General features: G+C 68.8%; 23 protein-coding genes. 11 read left to right on the top strand and 12 right to left on the bottom strand.

All coding sequences use genetic code 11. From position 1 onward, the window contains the following. Positions 1 to 208 precede the first annotated feature (208 nt). On the bottom strand, positions 209 to 1111 hold the full coding sequence (locus EZE58_RS12260; protein WP_009378647.1) for a LysR family transcriptional regulator: 903 nt from the start codon (positions 1109 to 1111) through the stop codon (positions 209 to 211). Between the two features lie 88 nt (positions 1112 to 1199). Here EZE58_RS12260 and EZE58_RS12255 point away from each other — a divergent pair, with 88 nt between their 5' ends. Continuing rightward, positions 1200 to 2831 (top strand): DASS family sodium-coupled anion symporter, encoded by a 1632-nt coding sequence (locus EZE58_RS12255; RefSeq protein WP_167560644.1) that lies wholly within the window; start codon positions 1200 to 1202, stop codon positions 2829 to 2831. Between the two features lie 28 nt (positions 2832 to 2859). Here EZE58_RS12255 and menC read toward each other — a convergent pair whose 3' ends face one another. Then, positions 2860 to 3984, bottom strand: coding sequence for an o-succinylbenzoate synthase (menC, locus tag EZE58_RS12250; RefSeq protein WP_167560641.1), 1125 nt, complete (start codon positions 3982 to 3984; stop codon positions 2860 to 2862). 134 nt (positions 3985 to 4118) lie between these two features. Here menC and EZE58_RS12245 point away from each other — a divergent pair, with 134 nt between their 5' ends. Continuing rightward, positions 4119 to 5063 (top strand): FkbM family methyltransferase, encoded by a 945-nt coding sequence (locus EZE58_RS12245; RefSeq protein WP_167560639.1) that lies wholly within the window; start codon positions 4119 to 4121, stop codon positions 5061 to 5063. A 54-nt stretch (positions 5064 to 5117) separates the two neighbouring features. On the opposite strand, the gene EZE58_RS12240 is transcribed toward EZE58_RS12245, so the two are convergent. Further along, positions 5118 to 6290, bottom strand: coding sequence for a M20 family metallopeptidase (locus tag EZE58_RS12240; RefSeq protein WP_197464176.1), 1173 nt, complete (start codon positions 6288 to 6290; stop codon positions 5118 to 5120). A gap of 185 nt (positions 6291 to 6475) precedes the next feature. Between EZE58_RS12240 and EZE58_RS12235 the strand changes: the two genes are divergently transcribed. Further along, complete coding sequence (locus tag EZE58_RS12235; protein WP_231882202.1) at positions 6476 to 7906, top strand: glutamate-cysteine ligase family protein; 1431 nt, start codon at positions 6476 to 6478, stop codon at positions 7904 to 7906. Positions 7907 to 8062: 156 nt separating this feature from the next. On the opposite strand, the gene EZE58_RS17235 is transcribed toward EZE58_RS12235, so the two are convergent. Further along, on the bottom strand, positions 8063 to 8545 hold the full coding sequence (locus tag EZE58_RS17235; protein WP_240941291.1) for a cupin domain-containing protein: 483 nt from the start codon (positions 8543 to 8545) through the stop codon (positions 8063 to 8065). A 120-nt stretch (positions 8546 to 8665) separates the two neighbouring features. Here EZE58_RS17235 and EZE58_RS12225 point away from each other — a divergent pair, with 120 nt between their 5' ends. After that, entirely contained in the window at positions 8666 to 9874 is a 1209-nt protein-coding gene (locus tag EZE58_RS12225) for an aminotransferase class I/II-fold pyridoxal phosphate-dependent enzyme (protein WP_167560638.1), read from the top strand. 122 nt (positions 9875 to 9996) lie between these two features. Here the strand turns inward: EZE58_RS12225 and EZE58_RS12220 are convergent, their stop codons facing one another. The 3 genes from EZE58_RS12220 to EZE58_RS12210 all read right to left on the bottom strand — a co-directional run bounded on the left by EZE58_RS12220 (position 9997) and on the right by EZE58_RS12210 (position 12005). Then, positions 9997 to 10356, bottom strand: coding sequence for a metalloregulator ArsR/SmtB family transcription factor (locus EZE58_RS12220; RefSeq protein ID WP_009378672.1), 360 nt, complete (start codon positions 10354 to 10356; stop codon positions 9997 to 9999). A gap of 61 nt (positions 10357 to 10417) precedes the next feature. Continuing rightward, positions 10418 to 11398: an ABC transporter substrate-binding protein gene (locus tag EZE58_RS12215; protein WP_167560636.1), complete on the bottom strand. Its 981-nt coding sequence runs from the start codon at positions 11396 to 11398 to the stop codon at positions 10418 to 10420. Positions 11399 to 11417: 19 nt separating this feature from the next. Next, positions 11418 to 12005, bottom strand: a complete 588-nt coding sequence (locus EZE58_RS12210; protein WP_205772259.1) for a peptidoglycan-binding protein — start codon at positions 12003 to 12005, stop codon at positions 11418 to 11420. 168 nt (positions 12006 to 12173) lie between these two features. On the opposite strand from EZE58_RS12210, the gene EZE58_RS12205 reads away from it, so the two are divergent. Continuing rightward, complete coding sequence (locus EZE58_RS12205; protein ID WP_101623408.1) at positions 12174 to 12389, top strand: hypothetical protein; 216 nt, start codon at positions 12174 to 12176, stop codon at positions 12387 to 12389. Positions 12390 to 12398: 9 nt separating this feature from the next. Here the strand turns inward: EZE58_RS12205 and EZE58_RS12200 are convergent, their stop codons facing one another. After that, entirely contained in the window at positions 12399 to 13025 is a 627-nt protein-coding gene (locus EZE58_RS12200; protein ID WP_101623409.1) for a GyrI-like domain-containing protein, read from the bottom strand. 220 nt (positions 13026 to 13245) lie between these two features. Between EZE58_RS12200 and EZE58_RS12195 the strand changes: the two genes are divergently transcribed. The 4 genes from EZE58_RS12195 to EZE58_RS12180 all read left to right on the top strand — a co-directional run bounded on the left by EZE58_RS12195 (position 13246) and on the right by EZE58_RS12180 (position 17503). Further along, positions 13246 to 13953: a HEAT repeat domain-containing protein gene (locus tag EZE58_RS12195; RefSeq protein WP_227007222.1), complete on the top strand. Its 708-nt coding sequence runs from the start codon at positions 13246 to 13248 to the stop codon at positions 13951 to 13953. Positions 13954 to 14213: 260 nt separating this feature from the next. Continuing rightward, positions 14214 to 15437, top strand: coding sequence for a MerR family transcriptional regulator (locus EZE58_RS12190; RefSeq protein WP_205772258.1), 1224 nt, complete (start codon positions 14214 to 14216; stop codon positions 15435 to 15437). Positions 15438 to 15446: 9 nt separating this feature from the next. Further along, a complete protein-coding gene (locus EZE58_RS12185; protein WP_131248278.1) occupies positions 15447 to 16916 on the top strand; it encodes an LssY C-terminal domain-containing protein in 1470 nt (489 codons plus the stop codon). 95 nt (positions 16917 to 17011) lie between these two features. Then, positions 17012 to 17503 carry an SRPBCC family protein gene (locus tag EZE58_RS12180; RefSeq protein ID WP_205772257.1) on the top strand — a complete coding sequence of 164 codons (492 nt, stop codon included), beginning with the start codon at positions 17012 to 17014 and terminating at the stop codon, positions 17501 to 17503. Between the two features lie 31 nt (positions 17504 to 17534). Here EZE58_RS12180 and EZE58_RS17475 read toward each other — a convergent pair whose 3' ends face one another. Beyond that, a complete protein-coding gene (locus EZE58_RS17475) occupies positions 17535 to 18173 on the bottom strand; it encodes a MarR family winged helix-turn-helix transcriptional regulator (RefSeq protein WP_167560632.1) in 639 nt (212 codons plus the stop codon). 85 nt (positions 18174 to 18258) lie between these two features. Between EZE58_RS17475 and EZE58_RS12170 the strand changes: the two genes are divergently transcribed. Further along, a complete protein-coding gene (locus tag EZE58_RS12170) occupies positions 18259 to 19371 on the top strand; it encodes a hypothetical protein (protein WP_063249574.1) in 1113 nt (370 codons plus the stop codon). A gap of 123 nt (positions 19372 to 19494) precedes the next feature. Here the strand turns inward: EZE58_RS12170 and EZE58_RS12165 are convergent, their stop codons facing one another. Beyond that, a complete protein-coding gene (locus EZE58_RS12165) occupies positions 19495 to 21417 on the bottom strand; it encodes an acetate--CoA ligase (protein WP_167560630.1) in 1923 nt (640 codons plus the stop codon). Between the two features lie 103 nt (positions 21418 to 21520). Here EZE58_RS12165 and EZE58_RS12160 point away from each other — a divergent pair, with 103 nt between their 5' ends. After that, positions 21521 to 22441 (top strand): hypothetical protein, encoded by a 921-nt coding sequence (locus tag EZE58_RS12160; RefSeq protein ID WP_167560628.1) that lies wholly within the window; start codon positions 21521 to 21523, stop codon positions 22439 to 22441. A gap of 184 nt (positions 22442 to 22625) precedes the next feature. Here EZE58_RS12160 and EZE58_RS12155 read toward each other — a convergent pair whose 3' ends face one another. Beyond that, the gene (locus EZE58_RS12155; protein ID WP_167560626.1) at positions 22626 to 23186 is read right to left on the bottom strand and encodes an AAA family ATPase; all 561 of its coding nucleotides are present in this window, start codon (positions 23184 to 23186) and stop codon (positions 22626 to 22628) included. Between the two features lie 93 nt (positions 23187 to 23279). Then, on the bottom strand, positions 23280 to 24248 hold the full coding sequence (locus EZE58_RS12150; RefSeq protein WP_131248282.1) for an NAD-dependent epimerase/dehydratase family protein: 969 nt from the start codon (positions 24246 to 24248) through the stop codon (positions 23280 to 23282). Between the last annotated feature and the right edge of the window lie 44 nt (positions 24249 to 24292).

Genomic DNA, 24292 nt, shown 5'->3' with positions numbered 1-24292 from the left:
ATTGAGCGCGGAGACGGCGCATAAGTCCAAGACCCGTTCGCGATCGTATCCATTGGCTCTGCCTATGAGTCGACCTTCTGCCTTCGACCCCGCCGAGGCGGCCCGACGTCAGCGCCGACCGTGAGGGGCCGGTCCGGGCCGTCAGGGGCGGGTCCGGGCCCGCAGGGCGCGCTCCGGGCCCGCGGTGTGCGCACCGTCCGGCCGCGATTCACGTCGGCTGCGTCGTCCCGGCGGAGGCGGCGACCTTCGCGGTCGCTGTGAGGAAGGCGGCGGCGGCCGGGGTGAGGCCCTCGGGGCGGGAGATCGCGGAGACGTGCAGCGACGGTGCGCCGAGGAGGGGGACGAGTTCGACGTCGGCCCCGGCGAACGCCTGCCAGGCGGAGGGGAGGACGGCTGTGCCGACGCCGGCTCGGACGAGCGGGATGATCGAGGTGCGGTGCGCCACCTCGGCGGTGATCTCGATGCCGACGCCGTCGGCGATGAGTTCATCGACGTAGGCGCGCATGAGCGACCCGGAGTGGGAGACGACGAAGCGGGTCCCTGTCAGGGTCCGCGGATCGACCGGGGTGTCCCGGGGTGCTCCGGGCTCACGTCTGCGGGCGAGCATGAGGGGTTGGGCGGAGACCGGGAGGACGTCGAGGTCGGTGAGACGCAGCGGACCGCGACTGCCGGGGAAGCCGATCTCCACGCGGCCGTGGCGGACGGCATCGATCGTCTCATCGACGGTGAAGGTGCCGTCGACGGCGAAGGCGATCTGCGGGTGAGAGGTGGCGAATGACGCCATGAGCGCGGTGAGCGGTTCGATGCTCGGCGACGGCATCGCCGCGATCTCGATCCGGCCGGACTGGAGCCCGCGGAGACGGTCGATGTGTGCCTTCGCGGCGTCGAGGTCGCGGACGGCGAGCCGGGCGGGACCTTCGAACTCGCGTCCGGCTTCACTCAGACTCACCGTGCGGCCGATGCGGTTGAAGAGCGAGACGCCGAGCTCGCGTTCGAGCCCCTTGATCGTCTGGGACAGGGAGGGCTGGGCGACGAGCATCGCCTCCGCGGCCTTCGTGAAGCTTCCGGTGTCGACGACGGCGAGGAACTGGCGCAGCTGGCGGATATCCATAGGCATATGCTATTGGTCTCATCGCAAACAGGCCTTGGACTAATCCGCGGGGCTCGGTCACGCTGGTTCGAAAGCGATGAAAGGACCGATGACGGTGGATATCTCGCAGGCACGGGGCGATGGCGGCCCGTCGACTCCCATGACCGATGTGCGCGACGCGCTGCTGGGCGGCAAGACCTTCCGCAGCCTCAGTGAGCAGAAGCTCTCTCCCCGGGAGGAGAGGTTCGAGCGGGCCCGGATGACGTCAGGTTTCATCCTCGCTCCGGCGATCGCCATCGTCTTCGCGCTCCTTCCCCTCGACCTCACGTATCAGCAGCACATGCTCGCCGCCGTCCTTCTCGGCGTCATCGTCCTCTGGATCACCGAACCGGTGCCGATTCCCATCGGTGGTCTGCTCGGCGTCGGGGTCGTCGTCGTGCTCGGGATCGTTCCCGCCGCCGATGCGGTCGGTCCCTTCGGCTCGTCGACGATCTTCACATTCATCGGCGCCTTCATCCTCGCCCAGGCGATGCTCCAACACGGCATCGCGCAGCGTCTCGCGCTCAGTGTCCTCTCCCTGCCGGGCGTCGGGAAGTCCGTGTACCGGGTGATCATCGCCTTCGGCCTCATCACCTGTGTGCTCTCCGCGTTCGTGTCGAACACGGCGACGGTCGCGATGCTCATGCCCACAGCCCTCGGCATCCTCGCTGTCATCGCCGAACTCCTCCAGTCCCGCGGCATCGTCAAGCCCGACTTCGATCCGCTGCGGCTGCGCGTGGGGGCCGCCCTGCTGCTCATGCTCGCCTACGGCGCGAGCGTCGGCGGTCTGCTCACCCCAGTCGGGTCGCCTCCGAACCTCATCGGCCGCGGCCTCATCGAGGAGGCCACGGGGGAGAAGATCTCCTTCGGGCAGTGGATGGCGGTCGCCCTGCCGATCTGCGTGGCGATGTTCATCGTCCTCGCCATCGTCCTCCTCCTTCTCAACAAGCCGGAGATCCGGAAGATCGAGGGCGTCGAGGAGTACGTGAATAAGGAGCTGGCCGAGCTCGGTCCGGTCTCCCGGGCGGAGAAGAACGCCCTCTTCGCCTTCGGCCTCACGGTCCTGCTCTGGCTGCTGCCCGCGTTCGCCGCACTCTTCGCCGGCACCGACTCAGCGGTCTACGAGTTCCTCGACTCCCGCCTCGACGAGGGCATCGTCGCGGTCATCGGAGCCTCCCTGCTCTTCATCCTCCCCGTCGACTGGAAGCGGCGCGAACCGACCCTGACGTGGAGTCAGGCGGCGAAGATCGACTGGGGCACGATCATCCTCTTCGGCTGCGGCATCATCTTCGGTTCGCTCCTCGCCGACACGGGACTGGCCGAGACCATCGGCACCGGCTTCGCGGACACTCTGGGGGTGACGAGCATGCTCACCATCACCATCGTCTCCGTCATCCTCGCGATCCTCATCTCGGAGACGACCTCGAACACCGCAGCCGCCGCCGTCATCGTGCCGATCGTCATCCCGCTGTGCCAGGCCGCGGGCATCGACCCGTTCGTGCCGGCGATGGCCGCGACCTTCGCCGCCTCGTTCGGGTTCATGCTTCCGGTCTCGACACCGCAGAACGCGATCGTCTACGGCACCGGGGCCGTGCCGATCACGACGATGATCAGGACCGGCTTCACCTTCGACATCGCCGGTGCGATCCTCATCATCGTCCTTGCCCCGATCATGATCAGCGTCGTCGGGCTCGGACAGTAGGCGCCCCAGCGGCGGGCGTGCCCGTCCCTCACCCCTCCGGGAGGATCTCGATCGACTCGGTGCGGAACTTCTCGAGCTTCGCCGGGTCGATCGTCACCCCGAAGCCGACGGTGTCGGGGACGTCGACGCGGCCGTCGCGCATGACGATCTCCTCCGTGATGTCCTCATGGAAGAAGCGATTCGACCCGGAGATGTCACCGGGCAGGGTGAAGCCCGGCAGCGAGGCCAAGGCGGCGTTGGCCGCGCGCCCGAGCCCGGTCTCGACCATCCCGCCATGCCACACGGCCACGCCGTTGGCCGCGGCGAGGTCGTGGATGCGCTTGGCCTCGATGTAGCCGCCCACCCGGCCGGGTTTGATGTTGATGACGGCCGCTGCCCCGAGCGCGATCGCGTCGGCGGCCGCCTCGGCGGAGACGATCGACTCATCGAGGCACATCGGGGTCTCCATGAGCTTCGCGAGCTCCGCATGCTGGCGGATGTCGGCCTCACCGAGGGGCTGTTCGATGAGGAGGAGGCCGTAGTCGTCGAGACGGCGCAGGTGGGAGGCATCGACGAGCGTGTACGCGGCGTTCGCGTCGACCTGGAACCCGAAGTCGTCGCCGAAGGCCTGACGGACCGCGGCGACCGTGGCGATGTCCTTGCCCGGCTTGATCTTCAGCTTGATCCGCGCATAACCCTCGTCGAGGTAGCCGCCGATGACCCTGACCGTCTCCTCGACGGAGTCCTGGATGCCGACCGACACCCCTGAGGGCACGGAGTCGACGACCCCGCCGAGGTAGGACTTGAACGACTGGCCGGTGAGCTGGAGCTGCGCGTCGATGACGGCCATCTCGAGCGCGGACTTCGCCATCGGATGCCCGATGACATGCCGCAGGTGCCAGCCGACCGTCTCGGCCGTGAGGTCGTCGACGGCGAAGAGGATCGGGGCCAGCCACCGCCGGGTGACGTCGATGCCCGCGGCGACGTACTCGGAGGAGTAGAGCGGGGAGATCATCGCGACCGATTCGCCCCACCCGGTGATCTCGCCCTGAGGGGTGTCGAACCGCGCTTCGACGAGGTAGCAGTCCTTCTCCGTCTCCCGCATGAACGAGGTCTCGAACGGGGTGACGAGGGGAATGGACACCTGGTGAAGGGTGATCGACGTGAGCTTCATCGGCCGCGGCTCCTGCTTCGCAAAAGGGAAAGGTGATCGTCACCACCTTATGCCCCGGCACTGAGGCGGTAGTGCCCCGGGCCGTGGATTGGTACGGTGGGGCGAAGAGGGCACACGACGAAGAGGGGCCCACCGTGAACGACTACCTGCGGAGTCTCACCGCACGCAAGCAGTCATGGTTCGGGCTCAAACTCCCCGTCAAGGCGGCCCTCGCACAGCCGCTGCTCCACCCGCTCATGCGCGCGGTCGCCCCGCACATCGCCGGCATCCGGATCGGTCGGCTGCCCGCCCCGATCGGACTCACCGAGGTGACCGGTCGTGCCGGCGGAGCCTCCTTCGTCCTCGTCGATCCCTTCCGCTGCGAGATCGCCAAGGAGTTCTACTGGGGGAAGGGCCGGCGCACCGAACCCGAGGATGCCTTCGCCCTCGACCTCATGGTCGACCTCAGCCGCGACGCCGAGGTGTTCGTCGACATCGGCGCCTACACCGGGGTCTTCACGATGGCCGTCCTCGCCGCCAACCCCACCGCCGTCGCCCACTCCTTCGAGATCATCCCCGCCGTCGTGGCCGGGCTGGAGAAGAACATCGCGCGCAACCACCTCGGCGAGAGGGTGACCGTCCACCCGACGGGCGTCGGCGCACCGGGCACGACGATGCGCGTGCCCACCGGGGACGGGGGATCGGCGCTGCCGTCGTTCTACGCCGCGAGCATGGACTTCGCCGACGGCGTCGAGGTGCGCTTCACCTCTCTCGACGAACTCCTGCCGCAGCTGCCCGAGGGGACGACCCGGGTGACGATGAAGATCGACGTCGAAGGCGCGGAGAACGACGTCCTCAGGTACGGCCGGGACTTCCTCGCGGTGCTGCGCCCGGACATCCTCTGCGAGGTCCTCGAGGACCGGGCGAAGCCGGCCGAACTCATGGCCGTCCTCGACGAGTTCGGCTACCGCTTCTATCTCGTCGGCAGCGACCGTCTCATCCACCGGCGACGCATCGTGCCCGATCCCCGCCTCCGGGACTGGCTGCTGACGACGAAGTCGCCCGCCGACCTGCGGGCCGAGGGATTCCCCGTGGAGTGAGATCCCACCGGCGCACACGAGCGCCCAGCGGCACTCAAGAAGCGCGCGGGTCGCCTACTTCGCCAGCTGATCGGCGATGAGTGCTGCGAGCAGAGCGGTGCGCGGAGCGATCTCGGCGATGACCGCGTGCTCGTGTTCGGCGTGCGCACCGTCCCCGACCGCGCCGAGGCCGTCGAGTGTGGGGATCCCGTCGCCGGCAGTGAAGTTCCCGTCCGAGGCGCCGCCCACCGCGACCCCGCGCGGGGCGGCGATTCCGAGCTCGGAGGCGAGCACGGTTGCTCGGTCGAAGAGTGCCGCCGACGCCTCGGGTTCGAAGGGCGGGCGGTTGATGCCGCCGATGACCTCGGTCGTCGACCCCTCGAGCGTCGGTTCGGCGGCGAGGGCGCGGATCGCCGAGTCGACGCGCTCGAGTTCGGCCGCGGTCCGGGCACGGACATCGACACTCACGCGCGCCTCGGCGGGGACGGTGTTCGAGGTCGTGCCGGCGGTGATCGTCGTCGGCACGACCGTCGTTCCGGCTTCGGCGTCGGAGAGGCCGGCGACGAGCGGCAGGGTGAGCGCGAGCGCCATGCCCGCGTTGACGCCCTTCTCGGGTTCGAGCCCGGCATGGGATGCCCGGCCCCGGAAGACGAGGGTGTAGATCCCGGTCCCCTTGCGTTCGAGTTTGAGCGCACCGTCGGCGCTCGCCTCCATGACGAAGACGGCATTCGCCTCGGCCGCCTCGGCGCGGATGAGATCGGAGGAGCTCACGGACCCGACCTCCTCATCACCGGTGATGAGGATCGACAGTCCTTCCAGCCTGCCCTCGCCGAGGCGGTCGGCGAGGATTGCGACCGCGTGGACGCTCATGATCGCCCCGGTGAGCATGTCGAAGCTGCCGGGACCGCGGACCACCCCGTTCTCGGTCGAGAAGGGGAGGCGTTCGATCGTCCCGTGGGGCCACACCGTGTCCTGATGATTGAGGAGGACGACGCGCGGCGGCCCGTCTCCGAAGCGCAGGCGCACATGGGTGACGCCGTCGACGGTGAGCAGCTCCGCCTCGGCGCCGAGGCGCTCACGGAGGAGGTCGGCGAAGTCGCTCGCCCCGCGGGCGACGGCAGCCTTGTCCGAGGACGGCGTTTCGATGCCGATGACGCGAGCGAGGTCGGCGAGCATCGCCGGGAGGCGCTCCTCGGAGTCGCGGACGAGGTCAGAGGGCTGAGTGGGCGAATTCACAGAGGTCGACATGTCGCCGATTCTACGGCTCGCGCGTGCGGGGCACCGCTTGCGTCCGCATCGCCATGGACACGTGGGGGAAAGGTCGGCTGTGAGAAAGTCGGGACCTGGCCCCTCATAACTCCCGTCGTGTGTGGTTTGCTTGAGGCATGGGTGAGGCAGTGAGTTCGAAACGGTACACACCGGAAGAGCGGACCTTGTACCGCGAGAAGCTTGCGGAGAATCTCGAGCTCTTCGACACCTACCTCCGGCATGCCGAGTTCAAGTCGGCCGGCACGATCGGGCTCGAGCTCGAACTCAACCTCATCGACGAGGACAACCAGCCGAGCTTGCGCAACAAGGACGTCCTCGGCGACCTCGACGACGAGTACCAGTCCGAGATCGGCGGGTTCAACCTCGAACTCAACCACCCGGTCCTCCAGGTCGCCGGGCGCGGACTCAAGACCCTCGAAGCCGGGGTCGCCGATCGGCTCGCGAAGGCTCAGAGGGCCGCTGCCGACAAGGGGCTCAGAATCGCCTCGATCGGCACTCTTCCGACGCTGACGACGCAGTTCCTCAAAGAGGACCCGTGGATGACGGAGGAGAACCGCTACGAGGCTCTGTCGAACTCGGTCATCGACGCCCGCGGTGAGTTCGTCAAGATCGAACTCGACGGTCGCGAGACCTACCGGCAGGAGTTCGCCGACATCGCCCCCGAATCCTCGTGCACGTCGATGCAGCTTCACCTCCAGGTCGCGCCGAACAAGTTCGCCGAGGCGTGGAACGCCTCCCAGGCGATCGCCGCCGCCCAGGTCGCGGTGAGCGCGAACTCGCCGCTCTTCGTCGGCCACAAGCTCTGGCACGAGTCACGGATCCCGGTCTTCACCCAGTCGATCGACACCCGCACACCCGAACTCGTCACGCAGGGCGTGCGCCCGCGCGTGTGGTTCGGGGAGCGGTGGATCACGAGCGTCTTCGACCTCTTCGAGGAGAACGTCCGCTACTTCCCGCCCCTGCTGCCCGAGATCAAGGACTTCGTCGAGTTCAGCGACGCCGACGCCCCGAAGCTCTTCGAGCTCAATCTCCACAACGGCACCGTGTGGCGCTGGAACCGGCCGATCTACGATGCCGGTGACAACGGCGCGCACATCCGGGTCGAGAACCGGCTGCTGCCGGCGGGCCCAACGCCCGTCGACATGGTCGCCGACGCCGCCTTCTACTACGGGCTCGCCGAGTTCCTCGTCGGCGAGAACCGTCCCGTGTGGTCCCGGATGTCCTTCGCCGAGGCGGAGGAGAACTTCTTCGCGTGTGCGAAGGACGGGATCAGGGCCCGGGTGACGTGGCCGAAGATCGGGCACATCGCCGTCTCCGACCTCGTCATCGACGTCCTCATCCCGCAGGCCCGGCGCGGACTGCGACGGCTCAACATCGACAAGGACGTCATCGAGGAGTACATGTCGATCATCGAGGGCCGGGCCTCGGGCAGGGCGAACGGTGCGACGTGGCAGCTGCGCATGCTCGACCACCTCGCCCCGGGAAGCCGACCGGACTCGCCGGAGCGCCGTGAGGGGCTCAAAGCAATGATGGATGCCTACCTCGAGAACCAGGCGAGCGGCCGTCCTGTCCACACGTGGGACGTCCCTGCCTGAGTGGGCGGATGGCGTGCGCGGGCTGGCACGCGCCGCCGGTGCCCAACCGACTTGAGGACGCGCAGTGTCGATTTCCGCGTGCCGAATCGACACTGCGCGTCCTCGACACGCGCGTCAGCGCCGGTCGATGACCGCACACCCCTGCGCCGTAAGCCCCTACAGCCGCTCGACCTCGACGAAGATGACGGCATCCTCGCCGTCGGGGTTCGAGACCTCGTGCTCCGACCCAGCGGGACGGGTGTAGGAGACCCCTGCCTGGAGTTCGGCGGTGAGTTCTGTGCCGTCGGAGTTCCGCACGTGCATGGTGTCGGTGACCATAGGGACGACGACGTACTCGTGCTTGTGCCGGTGCATGGGGATGACACCGCCGGGTTCGATCGTCCACCGCGTCACTCGGAAGATCCCGTTGTCGAGCTGCACCTCGCCGGTCGCCCCGGTGTCGCCGGCACCACTGCCAGCCCCGGTGTCGCCCGCGCCACTGCCAGCCCCGGTGTCGCCGGCGCCAACACCCGCATCACCGCCCGCGCCGCCGACGCCCCCGACCGCACGGCTCGTCTCCGCTCCTGTGCTCTCCGTGCTCATCGTCCCTGCTCCTTCGCCGTCGAAGTCGTGTCGTCGTGTGCGGAGGGTCGTGCCCATCCGCCCTCACCCTAAGCCCCTCCGGCACACGACAGCTAGCATGTGCACTATGCGAAACCCGCTGACTACGACTGCGGGCACGCCGAGAGCTCAACCGCCACTCGAGGAAGGGAGCCGACGATGACCGTCGACGACACCCGCAGCCTGCACGTCTCCGACCGGGCGGGTCTCGTCCGCCCGTTCGCGGCGATGAACATCGTCGGCAAGGTCCAGGCGATGCAGCGGGCCGGTCGGGACGCGATCGCGATGTGCCTGGGCGAACCGACCCAGGGTGCGCCGTCTCCGGTCAAGCGTCGCGCCGCCGAGATCCTCACCGACGGGACCAATCTCGGCTACTCCGCGGTCTTCGGCATCCCCGAACTCCGTGAGGCGATCGCCTCCCACTACCGCGACTGGTACGGCGTCGACATCCCCATCGACCGCATCCAGGTCACCACCGGTTCCTCGGGTGCCTTCCAGACGGTGTTCCTCACCTGCTTCGACGTCGGCGACCGAGTGGCCGTCGCCAGACCCGGGTACGGCGCGTACAAGAACATCCTCGCCGCCCTCGGCGCCGACATCGTCGAACTCGACTGCGGGGCCGAGCACGGCTTCCAACCGACGCTCGACCTCCTCGAGCAGGCGCACGCCGAGGCCCCGCTCAAGGGCCTCATGCTCGCATCCCCGGCGAATCCGACGGGGACGATGATCGGGGCCGACCACCTCGGCGAGCTCATCTCCTGGTGCCGCGACCACGGGGTGCAGGTGATCTCGGACGAGATCTACCACGGCATCAGCTACATCGGCACCCGCGGGGAGACAGCGCTCGCCCACGACGACGAAGCCATCGTCATCTCGTCGTTCTCGAAGTACTGGGCGATGACGGGGTGGCGGCTGGGGTGGGCGATCCTGCCCGAGCGGCTGACGACGGCCGCCCGCAACGTCACCGGCAACCTCGCCCTCTGCGCGCCCGTGCCCGCCCAGTACGCCGCGGTCGCCGCGTTCGACCCGGAGTCCTACGCCGAATGCGAGGCGAACGTCGCGTCCTTCGCCCACGCCCGTGACCACGTCCTCGACGCGACCGCGGAGCTCGGGTTCACCGACATGGCCCCGCCCGACGGTGCGTTCTACATGTATGCGCGCATCGATGACATCCTCGAGCGCTCGGGCGGCCGGTTCGCCACGGCCACGCAGTGGTGCGAGGACCTCCTCGAGGCGACCGGAGTCGCCTTCGCCCCCGGTGACGACTTCGATTCCGTGGACGGCTGGCGCTCGGTGCGACTGTCCCTGGCCGTGGGAGCGGATCGCACCGCCGAGGCGCTCGACCGGGTGCTCGAGTACATGAAGTGACGTCTCCGCCGCCGCGGGAAATTCGGGAAGGCGGGCGTGCGCGCGGCGCTCGCCCCAGGTGGGATCACTGGTTCGCCGGGTCAGCGCCCCGGGTGGGATCACTGGTGCGCCGGGTCAGCGCGTCAGTGCTCGTGTCCCTCGACGGTGTGCGCGAGCGCGTCGAGGATGATGTGGGCGACGTGGTCGTCCTTGAGCGAGTAGTACGCTTCCCGGCCGATCCGGTTGACCCCGACGAGGTGGAGACCGCGGAGGAACTTCAGATGCTGGGACACGAGCGGCTGGGACAGCCCGGTCGAATCGACGATGTGCGTGACCGTCGCCTCGCCGTGGGCGAGGACGAGGAGCATCTTCAGCCGCGACGGGGTCGCGAGGGCCTTGAAGAGGTCGGCTGTCTCGGAGATGGCGTCGAGATTGTCCTCGGGATTGCGCAGCAGCTGTTCGACGGCGGCGTTGACCGGGACGGATTCTGGAGAGTCAGCCATGGATAGAGATTACCGGAACAGGCTTCGCGCTCGGCAAATCGTCCGGACCGACACGTCGGGCTCAGGCCTCGCCCTGCTCGGCCTTGCCGATGGCGTCGGGGAGCTCGTCGAGCAGCCACGGATAGCTCAGCGGTGAGAGGTTCGTCAGGGCCGCGAACTCGTCGTCGCTGAGGACGGCGTAGTGCTTGCCGCGGATGACCTTGACCTCGCGGTAGAACGGGTCGGCGAGGTCGGACTCGTCGAGCAGCCCCTTGCCCGTGTCCGGGAAGTGGATGAGGAGGACATCGGCGTCGAGGTCGTCGACCTTCGCCTTCTTCACCGAGTGCTCCTCCGCCGAGTACGACGATGCCGCCGAGGCGGGCAGGAGACCGAGTCCGCTGAAGAAGCTGTCGTCGCTGCCGTCATAGGAGAGGTAGTCGATCGACGATTTCTGCACATCGGCGACCGTGTACGTCGTGTCCTCGAACTCGAGATGCCGACCGGCGATGTCCTCGGCCTCGGTGGTGATGTCGCCGACGACCTGCTTGGCCTTGTCGGCTGTGTCGAGGGCGGTGGCCACCGCTGCCGTCCGGTCCGTCCAGGTCGCGTCGGGTGCCGCGGCGACGACGGGCGCGATCTCGGAGAGGTCGTCGAAGTGGTCGCCCGCGTCCTCGAGGCCGGTGGCGAGGATGACATCGGGCTCGGCCTGCGTGATCGCGGCGATGTCAGGGCCGTCGGTGCCGTCGTAGGTCTGCGGCGCCTCGGCGCCTGAGTCCTCGAGCGCGGACTGCACCCACGGGCTGAACTCGTCATCGCCGCCGGTTGCCGGGGCGATGACCGGTTCGGCACCGAGCGCGAGCGCGATGTCGAGGTCGGTCGGACTGGCCACCGCGATCTTCGTCGGTGCGTCCTCGATCGTCGTCGTCCCGTAGGGCGAGTCGATCGTCTGCGGGAAGGGACCGTCGGGCGCTCCGGCGGAGGACGGGAGCACGGAGCAGCCGCCGAGTCCGATGACCGCGGCGGCTGAAAGGGCAGTGATGGGGAGGGGGCTGGTGAACTTCACCAGGGAAGTGTAGCGCCTGTCAGTGGAGCGCTTCCACGTCGTCCTGACTGCCGATGAGATCGTCGGCGAGCGACTCCCACTGCCCGTACGCGTTCGGATACGCCGAACGCTGCACGGCCTGAGCGGCTTCCGTCGGAGTCATCGAATCCCAGTTCTCGATCTGGTTGAGCCCGGGATTCTCGATCTCGGGATTGATGCCGTAGAAGGACTTCGTCGCGAACACCGGGTCGGTGAGTTCGGACGGATCGCCCCATCCCTGCGAGGGGCGCTGCTGGAACAGGCCGACGGAATCCCGGTCGCCGTGGGAGATGTTGCGCAGCGAGGACTCCTGGAGCGCGGTCATGAGCGCGATCCGGATCGCTTCGTCGTCGAATCCGCCGCCGCGTCCGACGGCGATGATGAGGCGGGCGTTGTCGATCTGCTGCTGGTTGAGCTGGTTCACCGAGGCCATCTGCATCTGCCTGATCGTCGTCGAGCCGAAGGACACGGGCGAATTGAGGATGACGACCGCACCGATCGCCAGTGCTGCGACCGCTGCCCCGAGACCGATCAGGGCACCGACGAGCACGGACCGGGGTCCCCTGCGGTGTCGTGTCTGTCGAGGCATGAATATAACGATAATGCAACAAACTTAAGGGTCAATGTGACCACGCCATGCTTTTTGTCACAGAACGATCACGGCGCGGTGGGAGCCGGGCTGACCGGGCACCCGGTGTTGCCGAACTGCCACGCGGCAGCGGCGCCGGAGTCGGAGTTCTCGCCGTAGGCTCTGGACATGCCCTACGGTCGTCGTCTCACTCCGCTTGCCCGCCTCCTCGTCGCTGGGGTCGCGTTCCTCGTCATGCTCATCGTCGTCGCCGTCGTGTTCTTTGTCGTCGTCGTGTCCACGGGGGTGAACTCCGGCGCCGAGGTGAGCAACCCTCCGGCATCGGTGCAGACGGTGCAGCCTTCGCCGAGCGCGGTGACCGGAGGATGGACGTACGGAGACTGAGCCCGCGCCTCACCGAGGCTGTACCGGCTCCACCGGCTGCCGGAGGATCGTCCGCATCCTCTCCGGTGCCGTCCGGCGGGAGTCGCTGAGGTAGATCTCGTGGTGGCGCCCCGTCCAGACGTATCCCGATTCGGGGATGACGGACTCGTGCATGTGCGCGAGCACCTCGGCCTCGGCGTCGAAGGGTCCGATGTGGAGGGTCTGGATGACGGTTCCCTCGACCAGGGTCTCGAACCGGACGTCACCGAGACGCGGGGGATCGGCTTTGGCGGCGACCGCCTCGGCGGCCCGGGTGACGTGGGTTCCGTCGAGCCACTCGGGGACGGCGAGCATGAGGGTGAAGTCCCAGTCGGCCTTGTTCCGGGCCGTCGTGAAGGAGCTCATGTCCTCGGCCCACCACAGGCCTTCGAGGGGCGGGACGACGTAGTCGCGCTCGATTTCCCGTTTGCTGAGGAACTTCAGCGTGAAGGCGAGCGGATAGAGCGATGCGACCGCCGAGGTGAACTCCGGCGAGGTGTTGGGATCGCCATGGCCGTCGATCATGAGGTAGTTCATCGGTGGAACGTCGACCGTCGCGAACGTCCCCCGTTTCGCTCGGTAGCCGGGCAGGGTCTTCTTGAGATCGATCTTGTCCACGGGTTCTCTCCTCAGCCGTGTCCTGCTCGATTCGGGGGAGCGGGTCGCCTGTTCTGTGTCCCCGCGGGTTCACGGTGTCCGCGGGGGTCCACGGTGTCCGCTCGGGCGACGGGGTGCCGCTGAGTCCGAGTGTAGACCGACTCGGAGCCGAGTTCCCCCGCCGTCCTTGACCTTGACACGCTGTCAAGGTCTTCACTGGGAGGTGAAGGAGGCGGACACCATGACAGAGAACCATCCGCAGGACGGACGTGCAGGAGCATCCCTTGAGACAGGAGTGCAGGATGTGGCCCGCGCTCTGCGGCTGGGCAGTGCGCAGCAGCGACTGCAGGCCGCGATGACGATCGGAACGCACGCCGACCCCGACCACCTCGACGTCCTCATCGAACGCAGCCGGACGGAACCGGACTTCTTCGTCCGCGACATGCTCACCTGGGCGCTCACCCGATTGCCCGCCGACCTCGTCGTGCCCCGCCTCCTCGCCGAGCTCGAGTCCGATTCCGTTCAGGCCCAGAGCCAGGCCCTGCATTCGCTGTCGAAGATCGGGGACCCGCGTGGCTGGGTCGCCCTCGACCCGTCCGTGTCGGGTCTGCGGTTCATCGCCCATGCCGACGCCGAGGCGGCCCGCAGTGCGTGGAGGGCCGCGGTTCGGCTGGTGCCGGGAGACCGACACCGAGATCTTGCATCGTCCCTGGTCACGCAGCTGGGGCGTGGTGATGTCGAGATGCAGAAGAGCCTCAGCCGGGCACTCGTCGCCCTCGGCGACGAAGTCGTGTCAGTGGTCGATGGCAGGGTGGAGGCAGAGGAAGAAACAGTGCGGACACACGCTCTGGCGACAGTGGCGATGTTCCATGACCCCGACGCCGGCTTCGCCCACGCCATGGACGAGGCCAAGCGCGTGGTCGCACTGGGGTCCGAGGCATCGGCCTGAACCGGTTTTGGGAAGGGTCGGTCGGATGCGCGTGGTGGTCGAGAGGGGCAAGCTCGACCACCGTGACGCATGGCCGATGCCTCGGACTCCTTCCTCCGAACCGTCGGGCACAGGACACTGACCGTCATGGCCCAGCGAGTAGAGTGCTGTGTGCTCTCGCGAAACCATAGCGCGACGACCGAGAGAGTGGCGACGTCCGCGTGAGCCGGGGCGGACACCGGAGCCGCGGACCGGGATTCTGCGCGGAGAGCGAGGTGGCGATGCGCATCGGAGAGGTCTCGCGCCGGTCCGGCGTGAGCGCGCGCATGCTGCGCCACTATGAGACTCTGGGCCTCGTCACCCCGAGTGCCCGGGGGTCGAACGGGTACCGCGAGTACTCGCCGAGCGACATCGGCCGGATCTTCCACATCGAAGGTCTGCGCAGGCTGGGCCTGTCTCTGCCCGAGGTCGGCCGCCTCCTCGCCGAACCGGGATTCGACGCCTCGGCGCTCGTCACCGACCTCATCGCGGCTGCACACGAGCGGATCGAGACCGAGCGGAGACTGCTCGACCGCCTCGAGGAGATCCGGCGACTGGGCTACACCGACGGGGAGAGCCTGCTCGGGGCGATCGACCTCATGCGCTCCCTCGAGTCGCGTGACGTCATCCAGCGCCACAAGGCCGCTCTCGGCAGCGGCGTCGACGGCGGCGTGCCCGTCGAGTCGCTCTCCCGCGCCGTGCTCGACGAAGCCGTGCCGAATGCGGCCGGCGCGATGCGGTGGGCGCTCGCCCAGGTCGGCACCGACGCCGTCGTGCCGCTCTCCACGGGACTCCGCTCCGCCGAACCCGCCGTCAGGCGCAACGCGATCCGCGCGCTCGACGAGATCCGCAGGACCGCCTCGGCGGATGACGTCGCGGTCGCGACTGCGGTGGCGGTTCCCATGCAGGAGGCGCTGGACGACGATGACCTAGAGGTGAGGACGGTCGCCGCGCTCGCGCTCGGGGACATGCGGGATCCGGTCGCGGTGCCCATCCTCCTCGAGGTCGCGATGAGCGATGAGAAGGACATCGACGCAGCCGAGGCGCTCGCCAGCTACTTCGCAGAGGTGCCCCCGGCAGGAGGTGCGAATGCGCCGTCCCGCGACGAGGTGGAGGTTCCGGTCGACGGCGTGGAGGTTCCGGTCGACGGCGTGGAGGTTCCGGTCGACGGCGTGGAGGTTCCGGTCGTCGACGGGGCAGGGGCGGCGACCGGCGAGGACACTGGCGAACCGACCGGCGATTCCGTCGGCGCCTCGATCATGGCTGCGCTGCGGGAGCGCCTGCGTTCGTCCGATGCCCATGTGCGCTTCCGGGTCCTCCAGGTGCTCATCGAGATCCCGGACCCTCAGGCCGAGGCCCTGCTCACCGGACTCACCCATGATGCGGAGCAGGAGATCGCGGAGACCGCGAAGGCGGCCCTGCGGCGACGGAGAAGGACCAGCGCCGAGACCGGCCGACATCGCTAGACTTGACCCATGAATCCCCAGGCCCACTCCGCGGATCCCCCTCCCGGCCAGGCCCCCGAGCGCGGACCCAACCGCCGCCGGCAGTCCTTCGTGTTCCGCCGACACCACTTCACCGTCACCGGCATCCTCGACTACTTCTTCTTCCTCTTCGGCGGCGTCGCCTCCCTCTTCCTCGCCCTCCTCATCCTCCTCAAGGGCTTCTCCCTCGGGTGGTGGCAGGTCCTCACCCTGCTCGTGCTCTGGGCGGTCGTCTCCTACCTCGCGCTGCCGCGCCTGCACCGCATCCTCTCCCAGATCTACGTCCCCAACTACTTCATCGGCCGGACCCGGACCTCAGACGGACTCCTCGGCGATCCGGTCAACCTCGCGTGGCGGGGCGAGGAGGCGCAGATCCATCACGCGATGAAGGCGGCAGGGTGGACGCTCGCCGACGACATCACGGCGGCATCGACGTGGGGGATCATCCGGTCGACCGTGGCGAGGTCGAGCTACCCCGAGGCGCCGGTCTCCCCGCTCATGCTCTTCGGTCGGCGGCAGGACTTCGCCTACCAGCAGGAAGTCGACGGCGATCCGGGGCAGCGCCATCACGTCCGCTTCTGGAAGTGCCCGTCGGGTTGGCTGCTGCCGGGCGGACTGCAGGCCGACTGGCTCGCCGCAGGAACCTACGACAAGAGCGTCGGACTCTCCCTCTTCACCCTCCAGGTCACCCACAAGATCGAGGAGAACACCGACATCGAACGCGACTACATCGTCAGGACCGTCACCGAGGCGGACCCTGAGATCAGCGTCGACGTCGTCAGGGACTTCTCGACCGGCTACCACTCGCGCAACGGCGGCGGCGACGCGATCATCACCGACGGTGACCTGCCGATCGTCGACGTCGGCAGGGTGACCACCGATGCCGAGGACTACCCCGAACGGCTCGACCTCGCCCTCGACGCCACGCAGATCGACCAGGACGCCCACTCGGTCTCGGCCCTTGCCCGCACCCTGTGGAGCAGGCGACCCCTGCAGACGCTCATCGGCGCGGGCCTAGTGCTCGTCCTCCTCATCTTCCAGGCCACCGACGTGCTCAGCATCCTCCTCGACTGGGATCGCCTGCGGGCGGATGTCGCCGGAGTCGGCGTCGAGGTGACAGCGTCCGAGACCGAGGTCGTCACCCGGATCGTCGCCGGCGTCCTCGTCGGACTGAGCCTCATCATCGGCGTCATCCAGGTGATCGCCTCCATCTCGGTCTTCCGCGGCAGCAACCGGGCCAGACTGTGGATCCTCACCCTCTCGACGATCTCCGTCGTCATCTCGTTCACGAACTACCTCACAGGGGATCGGAGCATCGCGACGAACATGTACTCGCTCATCACCGTCGCCCTTCAGGTCGGCGTGCTCCTCTCGCTCTCGAGCGACTCCTCGAGGCTCTTCACCCGATTCAGCACCGCGGCCGCCCGCGCCGATCGCCAGGACCGAGCCATCGAGGACTGAGCGCTCTGGAGCCGACGCCCGGACCGCCTCGGCGGAGGTCGGGGTAGTCTGACGGCAGGGCGCAGATTCCGCGCCGCCGGCCGAAAGGAACCGAGATGACCGACCCCAACCGATCCGACGATGCAGCGGTCTTCGATGCGATCGACCCCGCACTCAAGGTCGTCAGCGCCGAGATCACCGTCGACGCCCCTGCTGCCGAGGTCTTCGAACTCATCGCCGACCCGGCCAGGCAGCCGGAGTGGGACGGAAACGACAACCTCGGGTCCGCTGCCTCGGGCCAACGGGTCACCGAGGCGGGCGGATCGTTCGTGACGACGCTGACGAAGGGCGTCGAGCGCGAGAACCACGTCGTCGACTTCGTCGAGGGCCGCCGCATTGTGTGGATGCCCTCGGAGGTCGGTCAGCCTCCGCTCGGGCACACGTGGATCTGGGAGATCGAGGCCGCCGGGGACGAGTCTGTGCTCGTGCGCCAGACCTACGATTGGACGCGGCTGCGCGATCCCAAACGCCTTCCGCGGGCCCAGTCGACGACCGTGGAGACGCTGCTCGCATCGATGGAGCGTCTCAAGGCTCTCGCCGAAGGCTGAACCCGAGAGCTCAACGCCCCGTCGGGGTCTCTCACCTCGGCCAGGCGTCGGCGAGGCGGGTGAGGAGGTCAGCGAGCATCTCGCGCTCCTTGTCGGTGAACGAGTCGAGCGCGACATCGACGCTCTCCCTCTGCGCACCGAGGAAGCGGTCGGCGATCGCCCGCCCCTTCTCGGTGAGGGCGATGAGCGTGCGCCGCGCATCATCGGGATCGGCTTCGCGTCGCACGAGGTCGAGCTCCACTCCCTGGGAGACGAGACGCGACGCGCGCGGCTGATCGACGCCGATCGCCTCCCCGAGGGCGCTCACCCCGATCGCGTGCCCGACCTGGGCGAGGGCGATGAGGAGGCGCAGCTGTGCACGTCCCCCGAGGCGGCCGCCGAGGCGGCGCGACCATTCCCGCCACTCGTCGCGGCCTGGGTGGCCGTGGTCTCCGTCGCGACCGGAGGCGCGGTCCCCGCCGAAGGGGCCGTCCTTGCCGAACGGGCCTCCTTCGCCGAAGAGTCCTCCGAAGGGGCCGTCCCCGCTGAAGGGATTGGGGCCGCCGAACGGATTCGGGCCCCCGCCGTGGTCGCCGTGTCGTCCGTGGCCGGAGAGACCGCGGAAGCCCCGTCGCCATTGGAGGCGGGTGAGCGCCTCGGCGATCTTCTCCGTGGAGCTGTCTGTCGTCATGCCTCGATTTTACATGTCTGTTGACATGTTTCAGGGTGCATGTCATTATGCATATACATGTCAGATGACAACTAAAGGAGATGACATGACCACCCACGACCACAACGAGAATGACCATGACGACCGCCGCGACGACCTCCATGACGACACGAGTGAAAGCTCGTCGCCCGCGACACCCGAGGACTCGTCATCGGCGACCGCCGGTGACGGCGGACGGGAGGGAGCCGGCGACGGAGCAGAGGCGACCGATGGATCCGTCCGATTCGGCCGCTCGTCCGCGCCGGAGGACGGTGCGGATCCGATTCCCTCCGACGGGGAGGCGACGTCCGAGGACCGGCCGCTCGACCACGAGGACCGGCCGCTCGACCACGAGGATCGGCCGCTCGACCACGAAGTCAGCGACGATGCCCCGCACCTGGCCCACCTGCTCAGGCAGGCCGGTCGGTCGCTGCGCAGGGAGTTCTTCGGAGCTCTCGATGACGCGGGCATCGACCCGCGTGATCTGCGCGGGTACGGCCGTCGCAATGACGACGAGGTCGTCGACGACGGCGCGTGGACCGATGAGGACCCCGCCGACCGGGCGTCCGACGAGGAGCTGCGCAACCGCATGCGGGAGCTGCGGGATCGAGTGAGCGCGAAGATCGACGACATCCTCACCGAGGAGGAGATCGAATCCGTCAACGCCACGCTGACGAAGCTCATCGACGCACTCGGAGGCGACGAGGAGAGCCGCCGCGCGTTCAAGGAGCGGATGCGCCGATTCGGGCGTGACCGCGGCTTCGGTCCTGGCCGCTTCGGTCCCCACGGGTCCGAACCGCGCGCATACCCGGGAGACCGTGACGGCGAGCACCGCGATCACGTCTCAGCCGACGATGACGACTTCGATCCGCGCACCGCGTTCGGGCACGGGCGCGGCTGGTCCCGCCGAGGCGGGGAGCGCGACACGGACGGCCGTTTCGGCCGCCGCGGCGACCGGGAGTCGCGCGAAGGCTACGGGTCGCGCGACGGCTTCGGGCCTCGGGGCCGCGGCCGGCGCGGCCGGTGGGGATTCGATCCGCGCAGCGGTTTCGACCCCGACCCGCGTGAGTTCTTCGCCCAATGGATGCGCGGCTCCGACTCCGGCGCTCGGGGACGCGAGGAGGCCTACGAGCGCGGTTTCGCCGCCGGGTTCGAGCAGGGCAGGAAGTCCCGGGACTGACGGCGATCACGCGGCGGTGGGAGATCGACGGAGGCCTGCCGCCGCGCCCGGCCCGACGAGCGTCCGCCCAGGAGCCCGCTGGGAGTCACCCGGCGGGCTCATTGTCATCCGGTCGCCAGATCCTCACCCGCGCCGGAGCACGTCCTCGAGGGCGTCGAGCACAGATCGGTCCTCGATCGTCGACGGCACGGCCGGGTTCTCGGCGCCGTCGGCGATCTCGCGCATCGTCTTGCGCAGGATCTTCCCCGAACGCGTCTTCGGCAGCGCCGAGACGATGTCGACCTGTCTGAACGCGGCGACCGGACCGATCTCCTTCCGCACCATCGCCACGAGCTCTGCGGCGATCTCCTCGGGATCGACCGCCTCGGCGGAGTCGCCGAGCACGACGAGGGCACGCGGGCTCTGACCCTTCGTCTCGTCGTGGACGCCGATGACGGCCGCCTCGGTGACGGCCGGATGGGAGGCGATGACCGCCTCCATCACCCCGGTTGAGAGCCGGTGGCCGGCGACATTGATGACGTCGTCGGTGCGTCCCATGACGTAGACGTAGCCGTCCTCGTCGAGGTAGCCGGAGTCGCCGGTGAGGTAGTAGCCGTCGAAGGCCGAGAGATACGAGGAGACGAAGCGGGAGTCATCGCCCCACACGGTCGCCATCGTCCCCGGCGGCAGCGGCAGCTTCATGACGATGAGACCCTCCTGGCCGGCGGGAACCGGGGCGCCGCCGGGGTCGACGATCTTGATGTCGTAGCCGGGCACCGGCTTCGTCGGGGATCCCGCCTTGAGGGGGAAGCGCGTGAGGCCGAGCGGGTTGGCCGCGATCGGCCAGCCGGTCTCGGTCTGCCACCAGTTGTCGACGACGGGGATGTCGCGGCCGGTCGCCTCGGCGAGGATCCGGGTCGTCCACTCGTACGTGTCGGGGTCGAGGCGCTCCCCGGCGAGGAACGAGGCCCGCAGCGAGGACAGGTCGTACTGGCCGATGAGCCTGCCGTCGGGATCCTCCTTGCGGATGACGCGCATCGCGGTCGGCGCGGTGAAGTGGACGTTGACCCCGTGGTCGGCGATGATCCGGAAGAACGTGCCCGCATCCGGGGTGCCGATCGGCTTGCCCTCGAAGAACACCGAGGTGACGCCGGCGAGCAGCGGCCCGTAGACGATGTAGGAGTGCCCGACGACCCAGCCGACGTCGGAGGCCGTGAACATCGTGTCCCCGGGCTCGAGGCCGAAGATGTGCGGCATCGAGTAGGCCAGGGCCACCGCATAGCCGCCGGAGTCGCGGACGATGCCCTTCGGCTTGCCCGTCGTGCCCGAGGTGTAGAGGACGTAGAGTTCGTCGGTCGACTTCACCGTCACCGGGTCGATGCCCTCGGAGGTGGCGGCGAGGAGCTCGGCGTAATCGAGGTCGGTCTCGCCGAGCTCGCACCGGTGCTCGTCGCGTTGGACGATGACGGTGAACTCGGGCTTCGACTCCGCCAGGTCGATCGCCTCGTCGAGCATCGGCTTGTACTCGAGGATCCGTCCGCGTTCGACCCCCGCCGAGGTGGAGATCACGGCCTTCGGGGCGGTGTCGTCGATGCGCACGGCGAGTTCGGCTGGGGCGAAGCCGCCGAAGACGACGGAGTGGATGGCCCCGATCCGCGCGCACGCGAGCATCGCGACGGCCGCCTCGGGGATCATCGGCAGGTAGATGACGACGCGGTCGCCTTTGCCCACGCCGCGGTCGGACAGGGCACGGGCGAAGCGCGAGACCTCGTCGAGGAGCTCCGCGTAGGTGATCGTGCGGACGGTGTCCGTGACGGGGGAGTCGTAGATGAGGGCGGCCTGGTCGCCGCGGCCGGCTGCGACGTGACGGTCGAGGGCGTTGAAGCAGACGTTGAGTTCGCCGTCGGGGAACCACCGGTAGATCGGTGCGGTGGAGTCGTCGACGGCCCTCGTCGGCTCCTTCACCCAGTCGATGAGCGTCCTGGCCTGCTCGAGCCAGTACTCGCCGGGGTCGGCGGAGATCTCTGCGATGACATCGTCGTAGGTGGGGCGGGAGATCGCATTCATGGTCCCATTGTGACGCATGGCACATTGCTTCGCCGAGGTGGGGGTGCCCAACCGTTACCTCCGGCTCCCGGCATTCGCTCCCATCGACGGGCACAATGGGAGGATGCGCTATCTGATCGCTCTCATCGTCGGTATCGTCGCCCTCTTCGTCGTCAACGCCTTCACCGGCATCTTCTCACTGCCGAGACCGTGGAACTCGCTGTCCATGGGTGGCATCGTCGGCATCACGATGGTCATCATCCTCCTCATCTGGGAGACCGTGCGTCCCAGCCAGCGCGAAGGCATCCCGGGAGCACCGAGGATGAGCGACGAGGAACGCGCGCAGGCCCGTGCGGATCGACGCGCCCGCCTCGCCGCCGAGGCGGGGGTCAGGGACGACAGCTCGTCCGAGTCCGCGGGGGCCCCGTCCTCGAGCGGGGCTTCGGACGACGCGACGACCTCCGCCTCCGGGGCTTCGGACGCCGCGGAGACCTCTTCCGCCGCCGGGGCTTCGGACGCACCGCCCGCCGGGGCCGAGGAGTCGAACGCGGAGAGCGTGACCTCCGGTGACGACGAGAAGCCGAGCGCCGGGCCTGATCGATCAAGCACAGGATCGGATCCGAGCCGAACGGCTTCCGAGACCCCGGGCACCGCAGCGCCACCGGTGCCGGAAGCACGGCTCGGTGAGGTCGGCGATGACGCTGGTCCCGCCGATCGGTCCGGCACCGAGCAGGCTCCGGACACCGCTGTGAAGCGGGCGGCCGAGGCGAAGGAGGCGGAGCGCGCCGAGGCCGACGCCGAGACGGTCGACGACATCGAACCCGATCACGCGCGGGAGGCCGCCGAGCGCGAACGCGAGCGGGAGGACAGCGCGGTCACCGACGACAACCGGGACGATTCGGCGCAGGGCTCCTCCCTCGAGTCCCCGCCGGTCGGTCAGCCCGGCATGTCTGTCGACGTGCTCGACGATGAGAGGAATGCTTCGTCCGCCTCGGAGGCAGCCTCCGACGGAGGCACCGATGGAGACACGCGCTCGTCACGGTGAGGTGCGCTCGCTGCGGTGAGGACCGTGGTCGTCCCAACCTGATTCCCTGGTCACCGCACCGAGTCTCCTACTGATTGACTGGTCACTCCGCCGAGGCGGCTGAGCCGATTCGGGCACCCGCACCACGGTGGAGTGACCAGAGAATCGCGGGGGCCACGGCGGAGTGACCAGAGAATCGCGGGCGCTAGTGCGGGGCGTGGTCGATGAGGGCGAGCACATCGTCGACGGCCCGGTCGCGGGTGGTGAGGACGATCCGGGCCCACGTCTCGCCCGGTCCCGGCTGCTCACCGGCGACCATCCGTGAGCGCAGCTGAGTCCACCGCCGCCAGTGCCGGTCGAAGGCCGGTCCGCGCACGATCCGCCCGCGACGCTCCTGACCGGCCAGAGCGTCATCGCGGTCGACGTCGATGAAGACCGCCTCGGCGGGACGCCCGCGCAGATGCGCGAGCCACAGCAGCAGCCGCCGACTCCACCGGCGGGTCCCCGGGTCATGGACGATGAGGGGGCGGTCACCTCGGCGGAGGAGACGGAACAGGGCCGCGAAGTGAGCGATGGTGTGGACGAAGGGCCGCGCCACCGGGTACGGCAGCCACGGCAGCACCCGGCGCAGGACATCACGGACCGACTCCGGGTCCGAGATCCGCAGCCACGGGGCGTGACTCCGGATCTCCTTGAGGGTTTCGGTCTTGCCGGCCCCGGGGACGCCTGCGAGCAGGACGACCGGAGACGACCGTGTCGCGGTCATGGGCCCATTGTGCGGGAACAACCTGAGCAACTGCCGCACTGTGCGGGAGGGCACAGCCGTCGCACCGGACCGCAGCGTGCGCGAGAGCGGAGCTCAGCCCGCGTAGTGCTCCGCGAGGACCTTCAGCCCCTCTTCGATGCTGATGCGCGGGCGCCATGAGAGCACCTCCTGCGTCCTGCGCTGGTCGAACCAGTGCGCGGTCGAGAGCTGCTCGGCGAGGAAGCGTGTCAGCGGCGGCTCGTCGTCGTGCTCTCCGAGGGCCCACACCCGCTCGACGACGGACCCTGCGGCCAGAGCCGGTCCGACCGGAATCCGCAGCGTCGGCTCCGCGGCCCCACCGGCGATCGCGATCCGCGACATGAGCTCGCCGATCGGACGCGGCTGGCCGTTCGTGACGACGAGTGCCTCCCCGTGGTGCTCATCGACGGCGGCGACGGCCGCGACGATCGCCTCGACGGCGTTGTCGACGAAGAGCGTGTCGACGAGTGCTGCCCCCGACCCGAGAACAGGCATCCGGCCCGCTCTCGCGCGGTCGATGACCCGCTCCGTCAGCTGTGTGTCGCCCGGTCCCCACATGAGGTGGGGGCGGAGGACGAGGACGCGGAAAGCGGGGGAGTCGGCCTCGAGCGCGATGTGTTCGCCTGCGGCCTTCGTCCGCGCGTACTCACCGCGAGCGTGCTCCGGCGATGCCGGACCCGCACCGTCGCCCACGATCGAGGCCCCCGTGTGGGCGACCGACGGCGAGGAGATGTGGACGAGCCGAGGGACCCCGGCGGCGCGGGCGGCTTCGACGAGTGTGGCCGTGCCCCCGATGTTGACGGCCTCGAACTCGGAGGCATCGCCCATCATCGACACCTTCGCCGCGAGGTGGACGATCGCCTCGGCGCCCGCGACCGCCTCGGCGACGGCCGCCGGATCGGTCACCGACCCGAGGACGTCTCGGGCGCCGTCGACTCCGGACGGACGCCGCTGCAGGGTGGTCACGGCATGACCGTCGGCGACGAGCGCGCGGGCGACGGAGGACCCGAGCAGGCCCGAGGCGCCGGTGACGGTGATCTGCATGGTGGTCTCCTCAGTCGGTTCGGGAGGACGGTTCGGGATCGGGT

It is taken from the genome of Brevibacterium sp. LS14, from assembly GCF_012027885.1.
Lineage (GTDB): Bacteria > Actinomycetota > Actinomycetes > Actinomycetales > Brevibacteriaceae > Brevibacterium > Brevibacterium casei.
This window is presented reverse-complemented; position numbering and strand designations above follow the sequence as displayed.

Coding starts and splice junctions, on each gene's coding strand:
- EZE58_RS12260 (WP_009378647.1), bottom strand. CDS start 1,111: ATGGATATCCGCCAGCTGCGCCAGTTCCTCGCCGTCGTCGACACCGGA.
- EZE58_RS12255 (WP_167560644.1), top strand. CDS start 1,200: ATGACGGTGGATATCTCGCAGGCACGGGGCGATGGCGGCCCGTCGACT.
- menC (WP_167560641.1), bottom strand. CDS start 3,984: ATGAAGCTCACGTCGATCACCCTTCACCAGGTGTCCATTCCCCTCGTC.
- EZE58_RS12240 (WP_197464176.1), bottom strand. CDS start 6,290: ATGTCGACCTCTGTGAATTCGCCCACTCAGCCCTCTGACCTCGTCCGC.
- EZE58_RS17235 (WP_240941291.1), bottom strand. CDS start 8,545: ATGGGCACGACCCTCCGCACACGACGACACGACTTCGACGGCGAAGGA.
- EZE58_RS12225 (WP_167560638.1), top strand. CDS start 8,666: ATGACCGTCGACGACACCCGCAGCCTGCACGTCTCCGACCGGGCGGGT.
- EZE58_RS12220 (WP_009378672.1), bottom strand. CDS start 10,356: ATGGCTGACTCTCCAGAATCCGTCCCGGTCAACGCCGCCGTCGAACAG.
- EZE58_RS12210 (WP_205772259.1), bottom strand. CDS start 12,005: ATGCCTCGACAGACACGACACCGCAGGGGACCCCGGTCCGTGCTCGTC.
- EZE58_RS12205 (WP_101623408.1), top strand. CDS start 12,174: ATGCCCTACGGTCGTCGTCTCACTCCGCTTGCCCGCCTCCTCGTCGCT.
- EZE58_RS12195 (WP_227007222.1), top strand. CDS start 13,246: ATGACAGAGAACCATCCGCAGGACGGACGTGCAGGAGCATCCCTTGAG.
- EZE58_RS12190 (WP_205772258.1), top strand. CDS start 14,214: ATGCGCATCGGAGAGGTCTCGCGCCGGTCCGGCGTGAGCGCGCGCATG.
- EZE58_RS12185 (WP_131248278.1), top strand. CDS start 15,447: ATGAATCCCCAGGCCCACTCCGCGGATCCCCCTCCCGGCCAGGCCCCC.
- EZE58_RS12180 (WP_205772257.1), top strand. CDS start 17,012: ATGACCGACCCCAACCGATCCGACGATGCAGCGGTCTTCGATGCGATC.
- EZE58_RS17475 (WP_167560632.1), bottom strand. CDS start 18,173: ATGACGACAGACAGCTCCACGGAGAAGATCGCCGAGGCGCTCACCCGC.
- EZE58_RS12170 (WP_063249574.1), top strand. CDS start 18,259: ATGACCACCCACGACCACAACGAGAATGACCATGACGACCGCCGCGAC.
- EZE58_RS12165 (WP_167560630.1), bottom strand. CDS start 21,417: ATGAATGCGATCTCCCGCCCCACCTACGACGATGTCATCGCAGAGATC.
- EZE58_RS12160 (WP_167560628.1), top strand. CDS start 21,521: ATGCGCTATCTGATCGCTCTCATCGTCGGTATCGTCGCCCTCTTCGTC.
- EZE58_RS12155 (WP_167560626.1), bottom strand. CDS start 23,186: ATGACCGCGACACGGTCGTCTCCGGTCGTCCTGCTCGCAGGCGTCCCC.
- EZE58_RS12150 (WP_131248282.1), bottom strand. CDS start 24,248: ATGCAGATCACCGTCACCGGCGCCTCGGGCCTGCTCGGGTCCTCCGTC.